The 16407-nt window shown below is 50.0% G+C and carries 12 protein-coding genes; 3 read left to right on the top strand and 9 right to left on the bottom strand.

The window, feature by feature from the left end:
• Window positions 1-62: 62 nt before the first annotated feature.
• The 8 genes from C943_RS14335 to C943_RS14300 all read right to left on the bottom strand — a co-directional run bounded on the left by C943_RS14335 (window position 63) and on the right by C943_RS14300 (window position 9626).
• Window positions 63-2258, bottom strand: a complete 2196-nt coding sequence (locus C943_RS14335; RefSeq protein WP_040480726.1) for a S9 family peptidase — start codon at window positions 2256-2258, stop codon at window positions 63-65.
• 58 nt (window positions 2259-2316) lie between these two features.
• On the bottom strand, window positions 2317-3324 hold the full coding sequence (locus C943_RS14330) for a Gfo/Idh/MocA family protein (RefSeq protein ID WP_008629119.1): 1008 nt from the start codon (window positions 3322-3324) through the stop codon (window positions 2317-2319).
• 56 nt (window positions 3325-3380) lie between these two features.
• The gene (locus C943_RS14325) at window positions 3381-4499 is read right to left on the bottom strand and encodes an acyltransferase family protein (protein ID WP_008629118.1); all 1119 of its coding nucleotides are present in this window, start codon (window positions 4497-4499) and stop codon (window positions 3381-3383) included.
• Between the two features lie 4 nt (window positions 4500-4503).
• Window positions 4504-5841 carry a Gfo/Idh/MocA family protein gene (locus C943_RS14320; RefSeq protein WP_008629117.1) on the bottom strand — a complete coding sequence of 446 codons (1338 nt, stop codon included), beginning with the start codon at window positions 5839-5841 and terminating at the stop codon, window positions 4504-4506.
• 3 nt (window positions 5842-5844) lie between these two features.
• A complete protein-coding gene (locus C943_RS14315; RefSeq protein ID WP_008629116.1) occupies window positions 5845-7005 on the bottom strand; it encodes an N-acetylglucosamine-6-phosphate deacetylase in 1161 nt (386 codons plus the stop codon).
• Window positions 6990-8315 carry a sugar MFS transporter gene (locus tag C943_RS14310; protein ID WP_008629115.1) on the bottom strand — a complete coding sequence of 442 codons (1326 nt, stop codon included), beginning with the start codon at window positions 8313-8315 and terminating at the stop codon, window positions 6990-6992. The genes C943_RS14315 and C943_RS14310 overlap by 16 nt, the downstream gene beginning before the upstream one ends.
• 95 nt (window positions 8316-8410) lie before the next feature.
• The gene (locus tag C943_RS14305) at window positions 8411-9148 is read right to left on the bottom strand and encodes a glucosamine-6-phosphate deaminase (protein WP_008629112.1); all 738 of its coding nucleotides are present in this window, start codon (window positions 9146-9148) and stop codon (window positions 8411-8413) included.
• A 4-nt stretch (window positions 9149-9152) separates the two neighbouring features.
• A complete protein-coding gene (locus tag C943_RS14300; RefSeq protein ID WP_008629110.1) occupies window positions 9153-9626 on the bottom strand; it encodes a hypothetical protein in 474 nt (157 codons plus the stop codon).
• Window positions 9627-10106: 480 nt separating this feature from the next.
• Here C943_RS14300 and ggt point away from each other — a divergent pair, with 480 nt between their 5' ends.
• From ggt to C943_RS22080, 3 genes are all read left to right on the top strand, one after another.
• On the top strand, window positions 10107-11801 hold the full coding sequence (gene ggt / locus C943_RS14295; RefSeq protein ID WP_008629105.1) for a gamma-glutamyltransferase: 1695 nt from the start codon (window positions 10107-10109) through the stop codon (window positions 11799-11801).
• 649 nt (window positions 11802-12450) lie between these two features.
• Window positions 12451-12651, top strand: coding sequence for a hypothetical protein (locus C943_RS22085; protein WP_157198555.1), 201 nt, complete (start codon window positions 12451-12453; stop codon window positions 12649-12651).
• Window positions 12652-12660: 9 nt separating this feature from the next.
• Window positions 12661-12816: a hypothetical protein gene (locus C943_RS22080; protein ID WP_157198554.1), complete on the top strand. Its 156-nt coding sequence runs from the start codon at window positions 12661-12663 to the stop codon at window positions 12814-12816.
• Between the two features lie 153 nt (window positions 12817-12969).
• Here the strand turns inward: C943_RS22080 and C943_RS14290 are convergent, their stop codons facing one another.
• Window positions 12970-16269, bottom strand: a complete 3300-nt coding sequence (locus C943_RS14290; RefSeq protein ID WP_008629104.1) for a VPS10 domain-containing protein — start codon at window positions 16267-16269, stop codon at window positions 12970-12972.
• Window positions 16270-16407 lie beyond the last annotated feature (138 nt).

Below are 16407 nucleotides of genomic sequence, written 5' to 3'. Positions count from 1 at the left end.
TTTTGTCAACCTATATCAGGCATGCACACATCGTACTTCGTACTTGGTACTTCGTACATCTTCTATCTGCCACCCGGCGGACAATACCTCCTCAAATAGTCCGTAAACAGCTTTCGCAAATGCGCAGTCGTCCCTTCCCCTTCAGAAATCGAATGTGAGCGGTTGGGATACGCCATCAACTGAAACAACTTTCCATGCTTGACCAATTCATTGACCAACATGTCTGAATTGGCATAGTGGACATTGTCATCACCCGTGCCGTGGATGTACAAGAGGTTTCCCTTCAGGTGTTTGGCATGGTAAATCGGCGAACCCACGACAAAATCCTCCAAATTCTCCTGAGGCAAACCCATATACCGCTCTTGGTAGATGTTGTCATAAGTCAACTGGTTGGCGACGGCAGCAATGGAAATCCCTGTCTTGTAGATCTCGGGGTATTGGAACATCAGGTTCAGGGTCGCCGTGCCTCCTCCGCTCCAACCCCAAACCGCCACGCGCTCGGGATCGACAAACTCCCATTGGACAATTTGCTTCGCCGCTTCGGCCTGATCGGAAATATTCAGCCGACCGATCTTCCTGTAAATGCTTTTCCGCCAGGCGCGACCCTTTGGGGCGGGTGTGCCGCGGTTGTCGATACTCATGTAGATATATCCGTCCTGGGACATGTCCCCCTCGTACAGGCGGTTCCTGCCGACCCCAAACACATCCTTTACGTTGGCGCCCCATGGCTCGGTGTAGACAAAAAATACAAGCGGATATTTCTTTTTCGGATCAAAACCCTTGGGCTTCAGCATCCATCCGTCCATTTCAGTGCCGTCAGCGGTTTTGATCTTGAAAAATTCCAGGCTGGAATCGTACCTACTGGTCGGAATTTTGGATGCGATGTCCTCGGATTTGTCCAAAGGCTGGTGTTTAGGGAGGCTGAGCCACTCGGAAACAGGTCTCGTGTGATGGTTTTGGAAAATATGAAAGCCATATTTTCCATTGGTTGAAATCGCATATTCATGCGTACCCTCCAATCCGGCCGGGGTCACTTTTTCCGCTTTTCCCTTTCCGTCCAAACGTGTTTTGTAGAGGTATTTCTGGGTCGCATTGTACGGCGAAGCATGGAAATACACCACGTTTTCCTTTTCATTGAAACGGAGGAGATTGATCACGTCAAAGTCGCCCGCCGTGACCAGCGTTTCTTTTCCATCCAAGCCGATCCGGTACAGGTGCCTCCAACCGTCTTTCTCGCTTATCCACAGGAACTCCTTGCCGTCATTGATCCATTGGAAAGTATGGCGGTAGGTCAGCGCATATACGTTCTCCCAACTTGACAGCACATCGATCCATGCTTCGTCCTGCTCTTCAAACACCAAGCGGGAGGTGTTTTGAACCACATTCAATGCTAGGATTTTGCTGTGGTTTTGCTTACGATTGAGTTGCTGCACCAGCAACTGCTCAGGCGAATGCCATTCCATCCTCGGCAAATAATGCTGCTGCGGGTCACCGGGGATATTCAGCCAGGTGAGGTTGTTTCCCGCCAACTCAATTACCCCAATGCGTGCGGGAGATGGAGATTCGCCCACTTTTGGATACTCGACAGGCACGATTTGCGAATAGACCGAGTCAATATTGTTGATCATGTAAAAGTCCCTGATCCTGCTTGCGTCGATTTGCCAAAAGGAAATCCGCTTGCTATCAGGGCTCCATTGGAAACCATCCCGGCAGGCAAATTCTTCCTCATAGGCCCAATCAAAAGTACCATTGATCAGCCTTCGGTTACCATCCCTGGTGAGTTGGGTGATCTGACCGCCGTTTAAATCCTCGACATACAGGTTGAATTCTGAGACATAAGCAGCCTTACCGCCATCGGGCGAAAGCTTCGCAAAGCGCAGGGAAGACTCGGGCAGACCCTTCCCAATCTGCTTCAATTCCTTGGAAACCAAATCCAAGACCCAATAATCTCCCTGTGTATCCAAGCGCCACACCCTTTTGGTGTTGGTATAGATCAGGATTTTTTTGTTGTCTTGGGAAAACGTAAAATCCCGTACCTGAAGCGCATCTTGTCCCGCAGGAGTCAAATCCTTCTCCCCAACGATGATTTCCCGCGCTTGGCTTGGCAGCGTATACCGGACAAGTTGGTTTTCCTCCAATTGGAAATAGGAATTTCCATCAGGACCCCAATGGATATTTTGGGCGATGGCGCGGCTCAGCACGAGCAACAAAACTACTGCAATGAGCAAGCTTTGGGAGAGTATTTGGCGTAACTTCATAGGCTGGAAAATAAGCTAATTTTATGGATTTGGCCAACAAACCACTCAAATTGGCAGATCAGGCAGGGAAAAAATCCCGAAGTAAGACTTTCTCACCGCCTTTTCTTTTGCTATCATCAGCCGCCTCCATAAACGCGTAGATTTCTAAGGTTTCTGCGTCGTCCACGGGTGATTTCCCAGTCTTGAAAAACTCCGCAATCTTGAGGACCAAAGGTTCATAACCTTCATAACTCCCCAAAACAAGATTCCCTTCCGACCCAAAAGCAATTCCCCCGTAATCGTGTTTACCGGACCGCATGCCACGAAATGTCCCAATCCTCCCATCTCCCCAAGTGCCCACGACGACTTCTTGGTCGGCGGTACTGAATCTCGTGACGGACTCACAGCCGGGTCCCATCACCGTGAAAAGAATCTCCACACCATGGATTCCATACCAAAACAAGTCTGTATGCCCAGTCTCCAAGGTGGCTGGACTAAAGGCATCACAGGCCAAAACCTTTCCGACCTTGCCTTCGTTCCTGGCCGCCTGCGCATTGCGTAAGTAGCGCAGTGAGGACGCTGAAAAAATCGGCACCCCGGCACTTCTGGCTTCCTGGTAAATCCTCAAAGTATCCGCAAGATTTGCAGCCACAGGCTTGTCAATAAAGAAAGGCTTTTTGGCGCGAATGACCTCTCGGGCCTGTTCCAATCGGGGTTTTCCATCATTGGTCTCCAAGAGGACCACATCCACAGCTTTCAACAGCGCTTCGAGGGAATCCACAATCCTTACTCCCAATTTCTGGACTTGTTGGGTGTATTCAGGAATACGCTTGTAGCTCGACTCGATATCCCTGCTCCCATAAGGATAAGCCGCCACGACCTGAAACCCCGCGAGTTCTGGTTTCGGATTGGGTGCGTTGAAAAGCTTGGTGAATGCTGGGGAATGTGAGGTATCCAAGCCGATGATCCCGATTTTGATGGTTGTTTCTTTTGGCTTTGCGGAAAGATTAAACGGCATAGTACCGAGGCCCGTGGCCACTCCCAAAGCCACCGAACTTTGAACAAATCTCCTTCTATTTAATTTCATAAAACACTGAATTATAATATTTTAAAATCATTATACTTAAGTAAATACTTATATGATTACACCTTGAAGAAAATTCCTTTTCGATAAAGAAAATACAAAAACAACCAGACCAAAAGCAGGGCGCCGAAGCTTTCAAAAACTGGAAACCAATCCTCTCCCGCCGGACGGTAAAGCCCTTCAAAAAGCAGTCTCGAAGTATATCTGAAATTCACAAACCTGTAAATCATGTAAATCGTCAAGCTGTTCATGCCCACGACTACGAAGAAAAAAGACCATTTGCGAAAGTGGAGCATATCAATCAGCCAATAAAATCCTGCCAATGCAACAAAGGCCATCCCTGCATTAAGAAGGATAAATGAACTGGTCCACATACGCTTGAAAATGGGGAAATGCAGGTGCCAGATCAACGCCAATCCGATGCACACCACACCAAACAAAAGCGTACGCACTACTTTTTGCTGCTCGGAAAGCTGGGCATTTCGGAGAATTTCTCCCGCTTGAGCCCCTAAAATCGTCAAACATATCGCCGGGAAGGTGGTTAGTATGCCCAATTCATCAAAACTTCCCTGCAACAATCTGCCAGGGAGAAAGGTCCGATCAATCCAACCGGCCAAATTGCCTTCAAAACTCAGATTTCCGGCGCCAAAACCCGGCACAGGAATCAGGAATACTGCAGCATAGTAGGCAATAAGGACCAGCCCTACAATGCCCAGCCGCTGCCTGGCTGGGAAATTCAGAAACAGGAATACCGTCACAAATCCCGCGATGCCGATTCGTCCCAAGACACTTCCCAACCTGATTTGCTCCCAATCGAAGAAGGGAAAAGGGGCGTTTTTGTCCAACATTCCCAATCCTATCAGCAGCAAAGTCCGTGAGAGCGCCTTTTTGTAAATTTCCCTTTTGGATACGTTTTCGGCCAGGGATTTTCCGAGGGAAAACGGAATAGAAACCCCCGCGACAAACAGAAATAGTGGAAAAATAAAATCGTAAAACGTAAACCCAATCCACTCCGGATGCTCAAATTGCCTGGCCAAAACGTCTACCCAAGCAAAAGAAGTCTTTCCTTCCAAACTCCTGAAAAAGGCATCTGCACCACAAATCATCAACATATCAAATCCCCTCAAGGCATCGATGGAGACCAGGCGCTTGGAGGGTTGTTTGAGAAGGATTTCCATGGACTCAGAGTTTGGGTTCCCAGCCAGGCTGATATTCCCTTCCCCAAAGTTTCATTGCATCTACATCTCGCTCTATCCTTCCGGTTTGGGTATTGATATCCAATGCTCTCCCCGTACGGTAGGAGATATTGCCCAAATGGCACATGAGCACACTCTTTTTGATTTCTGGATAGGGTGAAATCAGACTTTTACCATTATCGATGGCATCGATGAAATTTTGGAAATGGTCCACGTCCATGTCAAATCCCGCTCCCTGCTGATTCACGACGATGTTGCTCGTGGGTTCTGCCGATTTGACGAGCGTGTTGCCGTTGTCAAAAATCTTGTAGGAATTGTTCAGCAATTCCAATGTCCCATTTTCACCATGGAAAGAAACACCGGAACCCATCCCATTGATGTCCCGTGCATTGCAGCTTCGCCCTTCCCAGAGGATGGTTTTGCCGCCTTCAAACTGATAGCTCGCGATTTGGGTATCGGGTGTCTCCCAATCATCTTCAAACTGGTACCGACCACCACTGGAGTACACGCTTTTTGGATATTCCACCTGTAAACCCCACCTTGCCAAATCAAGAAAATGCACCCCGTTGTTGACGATTTCTCCCGTGCCCCAGTGCCAGAACCAATGCCAATTGTAGTGGATCAAATTGTCGCGGAAATCCTTTCTTGGTGCAGGACCTTGCCACAGCTCGAAATCCAACCATTCGGGTGTCGGGCTGAGCTTTCCATGTCCGATGGATTTACGGGTATTGGTATACCATGCCCGCGCATAATAAACCCTTCCAATCGCCCCTGAGTGGAGTTCCTGCATGGCTTCTTGGACCCTCGGCCAAGACCTGCGTTGGTTGCCCATTTGCACCACCTTTCCATACTTCTTCGTGGCATCTACTAGCAATTCAGCCTCGGCGGGATTATGCGAACCGGGTTTTTCGAGATACACATGCTTTCCGGCCTGCATGGCCCATAGTGCTGCCGGCGTATGCCAGTGGTCCGGCATGGCAATCGACACCGCATCCAATGTAGGATCTTCCAATGCCTTTCGAAAATCCTTGATTCCTATGGGCGCCTTTACGCTTCCTGATTTGACAGCCAAGTCAATCCCATTGGCCAAGGCCTTGGCATCCACATCGCATACATAGGCGATGGTTACGTTGGGAATCTTGGCCAAAGCCTGAATATGTTGTAATCCACGGCTGTTGACCCCAATCACCGCTATCCGATGGTTGGCTTTCAACGGATAGGAAGACAGGATATTGAAAGAGAACGCGGGACTCAGTGCCCCCAGACCCAGGGCCCCTGTCCCAAGGGCTTTGATGATTTCTCTGCGTTTCGATGAATGACTCATAGCTTAAGGGTTTGGGTTTGATGAAAATACTTCCTTTCCGTTTTTGAATGTTTTATGAAGCTTTAGGTTTGATGCGGCATCGACTTCCATGATTATTGAATCGGAGTCAATGGTCGGCCTCCAATTTTCTAAGGCCTTTTCAACAAGACTTCTTGGTCGAATGGAAGCCATTTCCCAAGCCTCTGACACAGTCGCCAGGTTATTTTTGAGCAAAAAACCAACGCCTTGCAAAAGCGAACCGGCAGAACCGGCCAATACTTGGGGATTGTCTCGGAGATGCAGCTTTCCTTCGGCATTTAAATTGACTTTTCCACCCACCGGCGTGTCGTAAACTCCCGCCGGAAGTCCCGCCAAGGCCACAGCGTCGCTGACCAAAAAAAGCTTCTCCCCTTTCACTTTTTTGAACACCTGAATCACCTCCCGCGGCAGATGGAATCCGTCCGCGATGATACTTGCCCACAGCCTATCCTCCGCCAATTGGGACCAAAGGTAATTGGGATGCCGGGGAAGCATGGCATGGGCACCATTTCCCAAATGCGTGGACATCCGTGCACCTGCATCCAATGCTTTTTCAATCTGGGCATGAGATGCTTTGGTATGTCCAATCGCCACCAACACGCCGGAATCGACACATTTTTTGATGAACGCCGGGGCATTTTCCCATTCGGGCGAAAGCGTCACCAACCTGATTTCACCATGCGCTGCCTCCTGCCAAGACTGGAAAAGATCCCAATCAGGCGCCTGCACAAATTCCCGGAAATGCGCTCCTCTCGGACCGTCTTCAGGCGAAATGAACGGCCCTTCCAAGTGTATTCCCGGAATGCATTTTCTTGCGAGGGGATCGTTTTCCAACAATTTCCATGTCTGGGAAAGCAATTGATGGATTCGGGCCGGACTATTTGTGATGATCGTGGGAAAGTGGGAAGTGACCCCTCGCTGCAGCAGTTTTTCCGTTATCCCGCCGAGGGACCGAAAATCCGCCTGTACTTCATTGTAGTCAAAGCCGCCGAAGCCATTGACCTGTAAATCGTAGAATCCAGGGCCCAAAAGCAATGTTGAATCTTCATGGGTGGAAATAGCCTGAAGCTTCCTGATCTCGCCTTTATCCAGGAAAATTTCATACACCTGATTATCAAAGGGATTTTTGGCTATGAGCTTTTCCATGTGCGGATTTGATGGCCTTTTACAGCATAGAAAACCAGATACAAATAGCAAGGAAACAATACCCAATAGGCCGTTCTTTCCGAATAGATATCGGCAAAATGTCCATATATCATGGGCATAATGGCATTTCCGCAAAGTCCCATGATCATGATGGAGGCGCCGAGTTTGGTAAACCTACCCAAACCATCCAAGGCCAAAGGCCAAATACCCGCCCAAACCAAGGAATTGGCCAATCCGAGCAAAACCACAAAAAGAATGGAAATGTCCATTTCCATCCCCCAGAATTGGATCGGTCCGCTGCCGTACACAATCAGTAAGGTCAAACAACTTCCCAAAAGGGTACATATCCTGAGTACATTGACCTGAGAGATGACCTTGGGAATCAAGGATATCCCGATCAAATAGCCTAAAATGGTGAATGCCAACGTGAACGATGGAAGCACTTTGGCATCCAAGAGACTGATTCCAAAGGAATTGGCGTAGGGAATGACCGTGTCGATGGCAATCACCTGCGTCCCCACGTGAAGAAAAATGGCAAAAGCCCCCAATATCAGGTGGGGAAATTGAAGAATGGAATGCTTACCCGAATTTGCCTCTGCCAGGGCCTCGGATTCATGTTCGGTGTCGATTTCCGGCAAAGGTGAAAACCTGACAAAAATCCCAAGACCCAACAAGACCACCCCCACCACTGCATAAGGCACCATGACCCGTCGGATCAATTCCCCCAAGGCGGCATCTTTTGCCTCAGGGCCCATCTGATCCAACTGCTGAAACAGCTCACTGTCCCCTACCTTCAGCACGACTGCGGCAAACAGCAGCGGTGCCAAAATTCCCGCACCTTTGTTGAAAATACCCATGATGCTGATCCGCTGGGCGGCACGTTCCTTTGGACCCAAGACGGTAACGTAGGGATTTGCAGCGGTTTGCAGGACTGCCAAGCCTGTCCCCAGGGTAAACAAACCCAACAAAAACAACTCATAGGTCCGTACCATCGCGGCTGGTACAAAAAGGAAGGCACCCAATGACATGGCAAAAAAACCATACATCATCCCTTTCTTAAAACCTACGGCCCGCAGCAAATAGGAAGAAGGGACCGACATCACCAAGTAGGAGATGTAAAAGGCAAACGCCACCAAATAGGAGTCAAAATTGCTGAGGGTAAAGGCGATTTTGAAATAGGGAATCAGGATGGCATTGACCCAAGAGACAAATCCAAAAATGAAAAACAATATTCCAATGATCCCGATGGAAATCCAGGTGTCCCGAGAACTGAGTTGGTCCGCCCGGACCGCGGAAGTGGTGGAAGGCATAGGCTGGCTTTGGGTTCGATCGCAGGGAAATCAAGCTTGAGTTTCCTGTTTCTTGAAATACCTGATTTTATCGCAATCCTCCAATGATTTTCAGACTAGCGGCCGGAAAGCAGGGATGAAGACGAAGAATCCAAAAAAATCCAACAACTCCCATGATTTTGCAAGATGGATGCGGGATGCATGGGGCTAATTTCCCCTTCCAAACATGCTTTGACTGCGTGGGCTTTTCGAAGATCCGGCACCGAACAGATGATATTCTTGGATCCCATGATCTGCTGGATGGACATGGAAATGGCCCGCTTGGGCACGGAAGCCAAATCCGGGAACCAGCCTTCCCCAAGCTGCTGCATGCGACAGGCTTCATCCAATTCGACAATGATGTAGGGTTCTATGGTGTGAAAATCAGCCGGTGGATCATTGAAGGCCAAATGTCCGTTTTCCCCAATGCCGACAAAGGCCACGTCGATTGGGTGTCGTTCAATAATGCCCGACAGGCGCTTGCATTCCTGTTCGGGATTATGCTCCCCGTCGATCAGGTGATAGGCTTTCACGTTTACTTGATCAAAGAATCGCTCTTTCAGGTACTTCCTGAAGCTCGCCCGATGGGTAATTGGGATTCCGATATATTCATCCAAATGAAACACGGTGACTCTGCTCCAGTCTACCTGTTTTTCCTGCAAAAGCTGTTTCAAGGTTTCAAACTGACTGGTGCCTGTGGCCAGGATGATGTTTGCAAATCCTTGGCTTTGGATGGCACTACGAATCAGTTGGGCGCCGATTTTCCCGGCCTGATGACCTAACGCGATGGGATCTGAGAAAACGGAAATTTCCATAGTCTTATGCTAGTTCTTCCAAGCGATAGGTAAAGTCACTCTGTAGGTCTTCGTGCAGCGTAGCGATCAGCTTTTTGGCTTTGCCGACCTGTACTTGGTAAAGGTTTGTAATCACGGGATGCCGGAATTGAAGGTACCCATATTTCCGGAGCATTTCGCAGAAGTACAGGATCAGCTCGGCTTGGTCAGCCTTGTTCTTGCCCAATTTGAGTGATTTGTTGAGTTTGCGGCGGATGGCTTGGGCGGATTTTTTGGCAAGGTGGTAATTCTTGGTGTTGGCGGATTGAAAAGCGTCATCCAAATCTTCCTTGACGGTGTCTACAAAAAGACTGGGCATATCGCGCTCATTGAGCTTGAAGTAGAGAAAGGCTTTGTTGTCGCGGCTGAACTTGGCCAAATCCGTGATGATGTCCACCAATTCCCTTTCGGTCAAGTAGCTGAGGTCTTTTTTGAGTTGTGCCAAACTTGGGATTTCCATCGAACGAGGATTTTGATACCAAATAAATAAAAAACGACGCTAATTCCTTCCGATTAGGTCGGTACGGTACCAAAAAGGGATGATGCATTGAAGAAAACCTCATCAGGGCCCTCTTCCTGATGGAGTAGAGAATGACCACCTCACCCCGGCCCTCTCGTCCAGGAGCGGGAGAATCACTCAACGGAAGGTGTATTTTTCAGATTCAGTATTCAAAGCCCCTCAGGGGCGTCATCCCACAGCGAAGGGTGAAGCCCTTCGCTAATCGGCGCGTCTCCCCCTCCCTCCCCATGGTCTGTGTCCGCAAAGACCATCCACTACATCAAAGTCCTGCGTTCGGAAACGCAGGAAAACAGGATCGCTGGAAAGTCTTCAAATGGCTTTTGGAACAGTTGATTTCCATATCCTCGCCCTACCACTCAAAAACTTTCCCTTGGAACAATCTATGGACTGATTTAGTATCGCAGGGCTAATGCTATCCTCATGAGACGACTTTATTTCCTTTCCGCTCTTTCCTTACTTGCCACCGCCACTTGGGCCCAGGACAGGGTCAGCGGCAAGCACTTTGCCACCAGATCTGAAGTTATCGCACAAAACGGCATGGCTGCAACAGCCCAGCCCTTGGCAACGCAGGTAGCCTTGGATATTTTGAAAAAAGGAGGTACCGCGATGGATGCTGCCATCGCTGCCAACGCCATGCTGGGCCTGGTCGAACCCAATGGATGCGGAATCGGCGGCGATGTCTTTGCCATCATTTGGGATGCCAAAACCCAAAAACTCTATGGCTTTAATGGAAGCGGTCGGGCACCTGAGTTGCTGACAATGGAGGTTTTCAAAGAAAAAGGCCTGAATTATGTGCCCCTGTTGGGGCCCCTGCCCGTCTCCGTGCCGGGTTGCGTGGACGGTTGGTTTGAGATGCACAAGCGCTTTGGGAAACTCTCGATGCAGGAAATCCTTCAACCTTCCATCGACTATGCCAACAATGGCTTCCCCATTACTGAGGTGATCGCCTGGCAAATGAACGGTGCCTATCCCGAGATGCAGGAAATCCCCGGTTTCCGAAAAACATACATGCCCAATGGCAAAAACACGCCGAGAAAAGGAGAAGTCTTCAAGAATCCCGACCTAGGCAGAACCTATTCCCTCATCGCTAAAGAGGGCCGTACGGCGTTTTATGAAGGAGAAATCGCCCGTACCATCGACCGCTTTATGAAGGAAAATGGGGGTTATCTCCGTTATGAAGACCTGAAAAAACATACCTCCGAATGGGTCGAACCCGTCAGTACCAACTATCGGGGTTACGATGTATGGGAACTGCCACCCAACGGGCAGGGAATCGCCGTCCTCCAAATGCTCAATATTCTCGAAGGCTACGACATCAAATCCATGGGCTTTGGCAGTGCGGAATACCTGCACGTGCTGACTGAAGCCAAGAAGTTGGCTTTCGAAGACCGGGCCAAGTTCTATGCCGACCCTGCTTTCAACCAAATACCCGTACAAAAGCTGATTTCAAAGGAATATGCTACCGAGCGCCGCAAACTCATCGACCCCAACAAGGCGGCGATGGCCTACCCTGCCGGTGAAATCGAAAAAGGAAACACAACTTATCTCACCGTGGCCGACAAAGACGGCAATATGGTCTCCTTTATCCAAAGTATTTACGATGAGTTTGGGTCGGGCATGGTGCCTGACGGCTTGGGCTTTGTACTGCAAAACCGCGGACAACAGTTCAATGTCCAGGATCCAAACCATTGGAATTCCCTAGCCAAGGGCAAACGGCCTTTTCATACGATCATCCCGGCCTTTATCACCAAAGATGGGAAGCCATACATCAGCTTTGGTCTGATGGGCGGTTCGGTACAGCCACAGGGGCATACGCAAATAGTGGTCAATTTGATTGATTTTGGCATGAACCTGCAGGAAGCAGGCGATGCCCCGAGGATGCGGCACAATGGTTCCTCCGAACCCACGGGGTCCAAAATGAGCAACGGAGGTTCGCTGAATCTGGAAAGCGGCTTCTCCTACGAAGTCATCCGCCAACTCGAAGAAATGGGCCATCGGGTGGAGTTTAGCGTGGGTCCCTTCGGCGGGTATCAGGCCATCATGTATGACCCGGTAAACAAAGTCTACATCGGTGCCTCGGAATCCAGAAAAGATGGACAGGCCGCAGGGTATTGAGAACGTCCGCGCGTGTTTTTGGCTAGATACATCAACATCGCACACCATGGTCTGAGTCATCACATACCATTTTCAACACAACGATCCTGCATTCGGAAACGCTGGATAGCCGGGTATCGACCATCTCACCCCGACCCTCTCCTCGGGGAGAGGGAGAATTCCGCACGATAAGGTCTCGTTTTCAGCCTAAGGACACGTAGCCCCAACGGGGCGCCATCCCAAAGCGAAGGGTGTAGCCCAGCGCCCATGCGGAGCCGATTTCCCTCAAGCCCCAAAGGGGCGGCATCCTACATTTACAATATGAAAAAACCTCCTGCGGTCGGAAACGCAGGATAGCGAGGTTGCGGGAGTCACTTTCTTACCACATAGTCCACAGAGCTCACATAGTTTGTTGTCGATTAGATGCTATGTTCCTATGTGAGCTATGTTGTTAAAGCTATTTTTTCAACATAGCCTTCGCCAAATCATACCATTCATTATTCCACCACCCCAAACCGCGACACAGGCGCAACTACCATACAGTCCGACGGTATCGTGGAGAAACGTCTCCGCAATTCAGGAGATGCTTCACCTCCGCAAGCTACGGTTCAGCATGACGGGACGCGGCTGTCATTGCCTTTCTGTAAATTCCAAATTTTAAAAACTCGGAATGACAAAGAGAGGCCCTTTCCCAATCAAACCATTCATAAAAACACCACCACAAAATGCGCCACAGGCGCAGATAACAGACAGTCCGACGGTATCGTGGAGAAACGTCTCCGCAATTCAGGAGATGCTTCACCTCCGCAAGCTACGGTTCAGCATGACGGGACGCGGCTGTCATTGCCTTTCTGTAAATTCCAAATTTTAAAAACTCGGAATGACAAAGAGATGCCCTTTCCCAATCAGACCATTCATTAAAACACCATGGCACAATGCGCCACAGGCGCAGATAACAGACAGTCCGACGGTATCGTGGAGAAACGTCTCCGCAATTCAGGAGATGCTTCCCTCCGCAAGCTACGGTTCAGCATGACGGGACGCGGCTGTCCTTGCCTTTCTGTAAATGCCAAATTATACAATCTCGTAACAACAAAGAAAATACCTGCCTCATTCCGGAACCTCAGCTCGAAGCTTGGATCTCGAAAAAGGCAGGTATGTTTTCCTTTTAGTTTACTATATCCTTGGCTTACTCATTGGCCTTCCAATCCGGCCATCTTCCAGGGGTATAGGGGGCCTTGTTGATCTCCAACTCTTTTTCCAAAGCATCAATGGATGTATGCATGGACCTCAATTCCGTCAACCATGCGCTGAACTGCTTGGCGGCCAGGTCATAGGATTCCTGGTACAGTTTGGGAACGGGTGCCGTCGAATTCCAAATGGCATATTCAATACCGCCCACCCTGTCATTGATGGAAGGAAGGGTTTCGAATTCCCTGCGTGCTGCCGATTGGTCCCCGTATAATTTTATCCGCATCGACACCATCTGTTGCTGCAACTCGTAGGCGCGCTTTGTATAAACCTGCAGCGGTGCCGGCATGTCCAAAAGCGCCAAGTTGATATTTCTCAAGCGCTGATCCATGGTATTGAACAAATCGTTGGCGGCACTGACGGCCTTGCGTATGTCCGTCACTTTCTGGTAGAAAGCCGTATTCGCTGCCATATCGGACGGAAGGCTGCCTTGTTCGAGCAATTTGCAGATGAAGTTAACCGGACCGGCCAACTCGCTCACCACTCCATCAACCACCGCCGAAAGCGTCACCGAATACTGTCCGGGCATCACGAGGGCACCCGTCTCTGCACCCCCAAACAACTGGTCAGGTGCGGGCGTATAGCGGTTATTGACCGGCGCAGGAGATCCGTACCGGAAATCCCAACTGATGCGGTTCAATCCCTTGTTGGCTGGGGCCTTGATATGGCGAATTACCTGACCTTTTCCATCCTTGATGGTAAACAACAGGTATGGGTCGGGCTGATTGTCCTCTTTCCTCAAACTATCCATCGGAGGATAGTAGACCGGTTGTTTCTTTTCAAATTTGGCTTGCTCCTCCTCTTGGCGTTTATCCTTCATGGTTTTGATATCCTCCTTGAGGTAGTAGGAAAATACCGCGCCGGGTTTCGGATTGGGCGTGGAGAAGTAGTTGCTTCCCAAATGTCCCTTGTCCCGCAAGCCCAAAGGATAACGCTCGATGTACATCAGACTTTCCTTTACCGGAAAAATGATGGCCGTCTTGGCAAGATCTTCACTCCTAAAATTCCGCAGGAGCGCGTAATCATCCAGGATGTAAAATCCCCTTCCGAAGGTAGCCAACACCAGGTCATTTTCCCTGCGCTGGATTTCGATATCCCGCACTGCAATCGTGGGCAATCCACTTTTCAACTGTATCCAATTTGTGCCCCCTGTATTGGAGAAAAACAATCCAAACTCCGTACCCACAAACAACAGGTTGGGGTCGACGTGATCTTCCGCAATGGAGTACACGCTGCCGCGGACCGGCAAGTCCGAATGGATCGGCTTCCATGTCTTGCCCATATCGCTGGTTTTCAAAACATAGGGTTTGAAGTCGCCATACCTGTGGTGATTGAAGCATACATAGGCCACGTTTTTATCATGAAGCGAGGCGATGATTTGGTGTACGTAACTCATGGCAGGAACTCCCGGCAGGTTATCGAATTTCGTCCATGCCCCACCTCCATCCGTGGTGAGGTGGATCAAGCCATCGTCGGTCCCAACCCACAAGAGGTTCTCATCGAGCTTGGATTCCGCGATTGTGGTGGTCTGTCCAAAGATGTCGGTACTTTGGTTTTTGGCAATGGCATCCACAGACCAGATTTTGCCCATCACTTCAAATTTGTTGCGGTCCACCTGCCGGCTCAAATCCGGGCTGATCACTTTCCAGGAATCGCCGCGGTCATCTGTCCGGAAGACTTTGTTGGCGCCAAAGTACAGGCGGGTGTTGCTGTGTTGGCTGATTAGGAGCGGCGCGTCCCAGTTCCAGCGGTAAGGCGCATCCCCTTCTTTCTCGATGGGTCTGATAGGCAGATACTCTCCGCTTTTCCGATCAAAGCGATTCAATCCACCATATTGGCTCTGTGCATAGATGATGTTTGGGTTGGACTGGTCCACCTGGGTTTCAAATCCGTCACCCAAGGATGTGACGTACCAATCCGCATTGACGATCCCGTTGGCGGAAGTGCTGCGGCTGGGACCACCCAGGCTCAGGTTATCCTGGGTGCCACCGTGAACCCCGTAAAAGGGATAATCATTGTCGGTGGATACCTTGTAGAACTGGGTCACGGGAAGATTGGCCTTAAAGTCGTATGTGTTGGCAAAATCCCAGGTTTCATAGATGCCCCCGTCACAGCCGACCAAGAGGTGGTTGGTATCGTTGGGGTCGATCCAAATACAATGGTTGTCGATGTGCTTGTTGATTTCGCCGAGGTTTTGGACCGTCTTGCCGCCGTCGTGGCTCACTTTGTAATAGGTATCGGTGATGAAAATCCGGTCCACGTTTTTTGGATCACAGGTGACTTCCTGGTAATAGTTGCCCGAGGTGAAGAAGGAACTGCGTTTTTCCCAGCTTGCACCCTGGTTGGCACTGCGGTAAATACCCCCCTTGTCACCATCCCCTTCCACCACGGCGTACAATACATCCGGGTTTACAGGGCTGATGGCCAAGCCGATCCGTCCGAGTTCTCCGCCCGGCAATCCGCCCTCCAGTTTTTTCCAGGTGGCGCCCCCATCCGTGGTTTTGTACAGCGCTGACTCCGGACCGCCACCGATGTAGGTGAATACTTTGCGCATGCGCTGATGAAAAGCGGCATACAGTACATCCGGATTGCGCGGGTCCATCACAAGGTCGTTCACTCCTGTGAAGGCGCTCACGGATTTGACGAGGGTCCAGGAAGCCCCACCATCAGTTGATTTGTAGACACCGCGATCGCCTCCTTCGCTCCAGACCGGTCCATAAGCGCCGACGTAGATGATGTTGGGATTGCTGGGGTGCACAATGATGGAAGAAATGTGCTCCGAGTTTTTCAGGCCCATGTTTTTCCATGTCCGTCCGCCGTCCTCGCTTTTGTAGACGCCATCGCCGTAGGACACGGATCGCTGGTTGTTGTTTTCACCACTGCCCACCCAGACGACGCTTGGGTTCGAGGGGTCAAGTGTCACACATCCAATGGAATAGGATCCTTGGGCATCAAAAATCGGGGTATAGGTTACCCCTCGGTTGGTGGTTTTCCACACACCGCCCGAGGCAGTGGCGACATAATATTCACTGTGGTTGTTGGGGTTAACCGCAAAATCAGAAACCCGCCCGGAAGTGACCGCCGGACCGATCGATCGAAACCGCAGGCTTGAAAATGTGGATGAGGTTAAACCCGAAGTTTGGGTGGCTGCCGTGGCAGGCTGCTTCTTTTGTGCCCAAACGAGTGCCGGAAAAATCAGGCAGAGCGCTAGAGAGGTAATTTTCAACAAGGAGTGCATAGGTGGATGTTGTGTTATGAGAACAATATACCACAAAACTGATGATTTGTGAATAGGATTTCCCTTTTCAGGGTTTCAGTCTCAGTAGTCTCGGTCGATGGGGATTGTTTTTTGTCGTGGGGCTTTTGGTTTGGGCGG

This window comes from Mariniradius saccharolyticus AK6 (genome assembly GCF_000330725.2).
GTDB classification, from domain to species: Bacteria; Bacteroidota; Bacteroidia; order Cytophagales; family Cyclobacteriaceae; genus Mariniradius; species Mariniradius saccharolyticus.
Note: the sequence above shows the minus strand (reverse complement) of the source record. Positions and strands in the feature narration are given on the sequence as shown.

Excerpts from the sequence above, each read along its gene's own strand:
- ggt (WP_008629105.1), top strand. The coding sequence starts at position 10,107 with ATGAGACGACTTTATTTCCTTTCCGCTCTTTCCTTACTTGCCACCGCC.
- C943_RS22085 (WP_157198555.1), top strand. The coding sequence starts at position 12,451 with ATGACAAAGAGAGGCCCTTTCCCAATCAAACCATTCATAAAAACACCA.
- C943_RS14290 (WP_008629104.1), bottom strand. The coding sequence starts at position 16,269 with ATGCACTCCTTGTTGAAAATTACCTCTCTAGCGCTCTGCCTGATTTTT.
- C943_RS14305 (WP_008629112.1), bottom strand. The coding sequence starts at position 9,148 with ATGGAAATTTCCGTTTTCTCAGATCCCATCGCGTTAGGTCATCAGGCC.
- C943_RS22080 (WP_157198554.1), top strand. The coding sequence starts at position 12,661 with ATGACAAAGAGATGCCCTTTCCCAATCAGACCATTCATTAAAACACCA.
- C943_RS14335 (WP_040480726.1), bottom strand. The coding sequence starts at position 2,258 with ATGAAGTTACGCCAAATACTCTCCCAAAGCTTGCTCATTGCAGTAGTT.
- C943_RS14315 (WP_008629116.1), bottom strand. The coding sequence starts at position 7,005 with ATGGAAAAGCTCATAGCCAAAAATCCCTTTGATAATCAGGTGTATGAA.
- C943_RS14300 (WP_008629110.1), bottom strand. The coding sequence starts at position 9,626 with ATGGAAATCCCAAGTTTGGCACAACTCAAAAAAGACCTCAGCTACTTG.
- C943_RS14325 (WP_008629118.1), bottom strand. The coding sequence starts at position 4,499 with ATGGAAATCCTTCTCAAACAACCCTCCAAGCGCCTGGTCTCCATCGAT.
- C943_RS14330 (WP_008629119.1), bottom strand. The coding sequence starts at position 3,324 with ATGAAATTAAATAGAAGGAGATTTGTTCAAAGTTCGGTGGCTTTGGGA.
- C943_RS14310 (WP_008629115.1), bottom strand. The coding sequence starts at position 8,315 with ATGCCTTCCACCACTTCCGCGGTCCGGGCGGACCAACTCAGTTCTCGG.
- C943_RS14320 (WP_008629117.1), bottom strand. The coding sequence starts at position 5,841 with ATGAGTCATTCATCGAAACGCAGAGAAATCATCAAAGCCCTTGGGACA.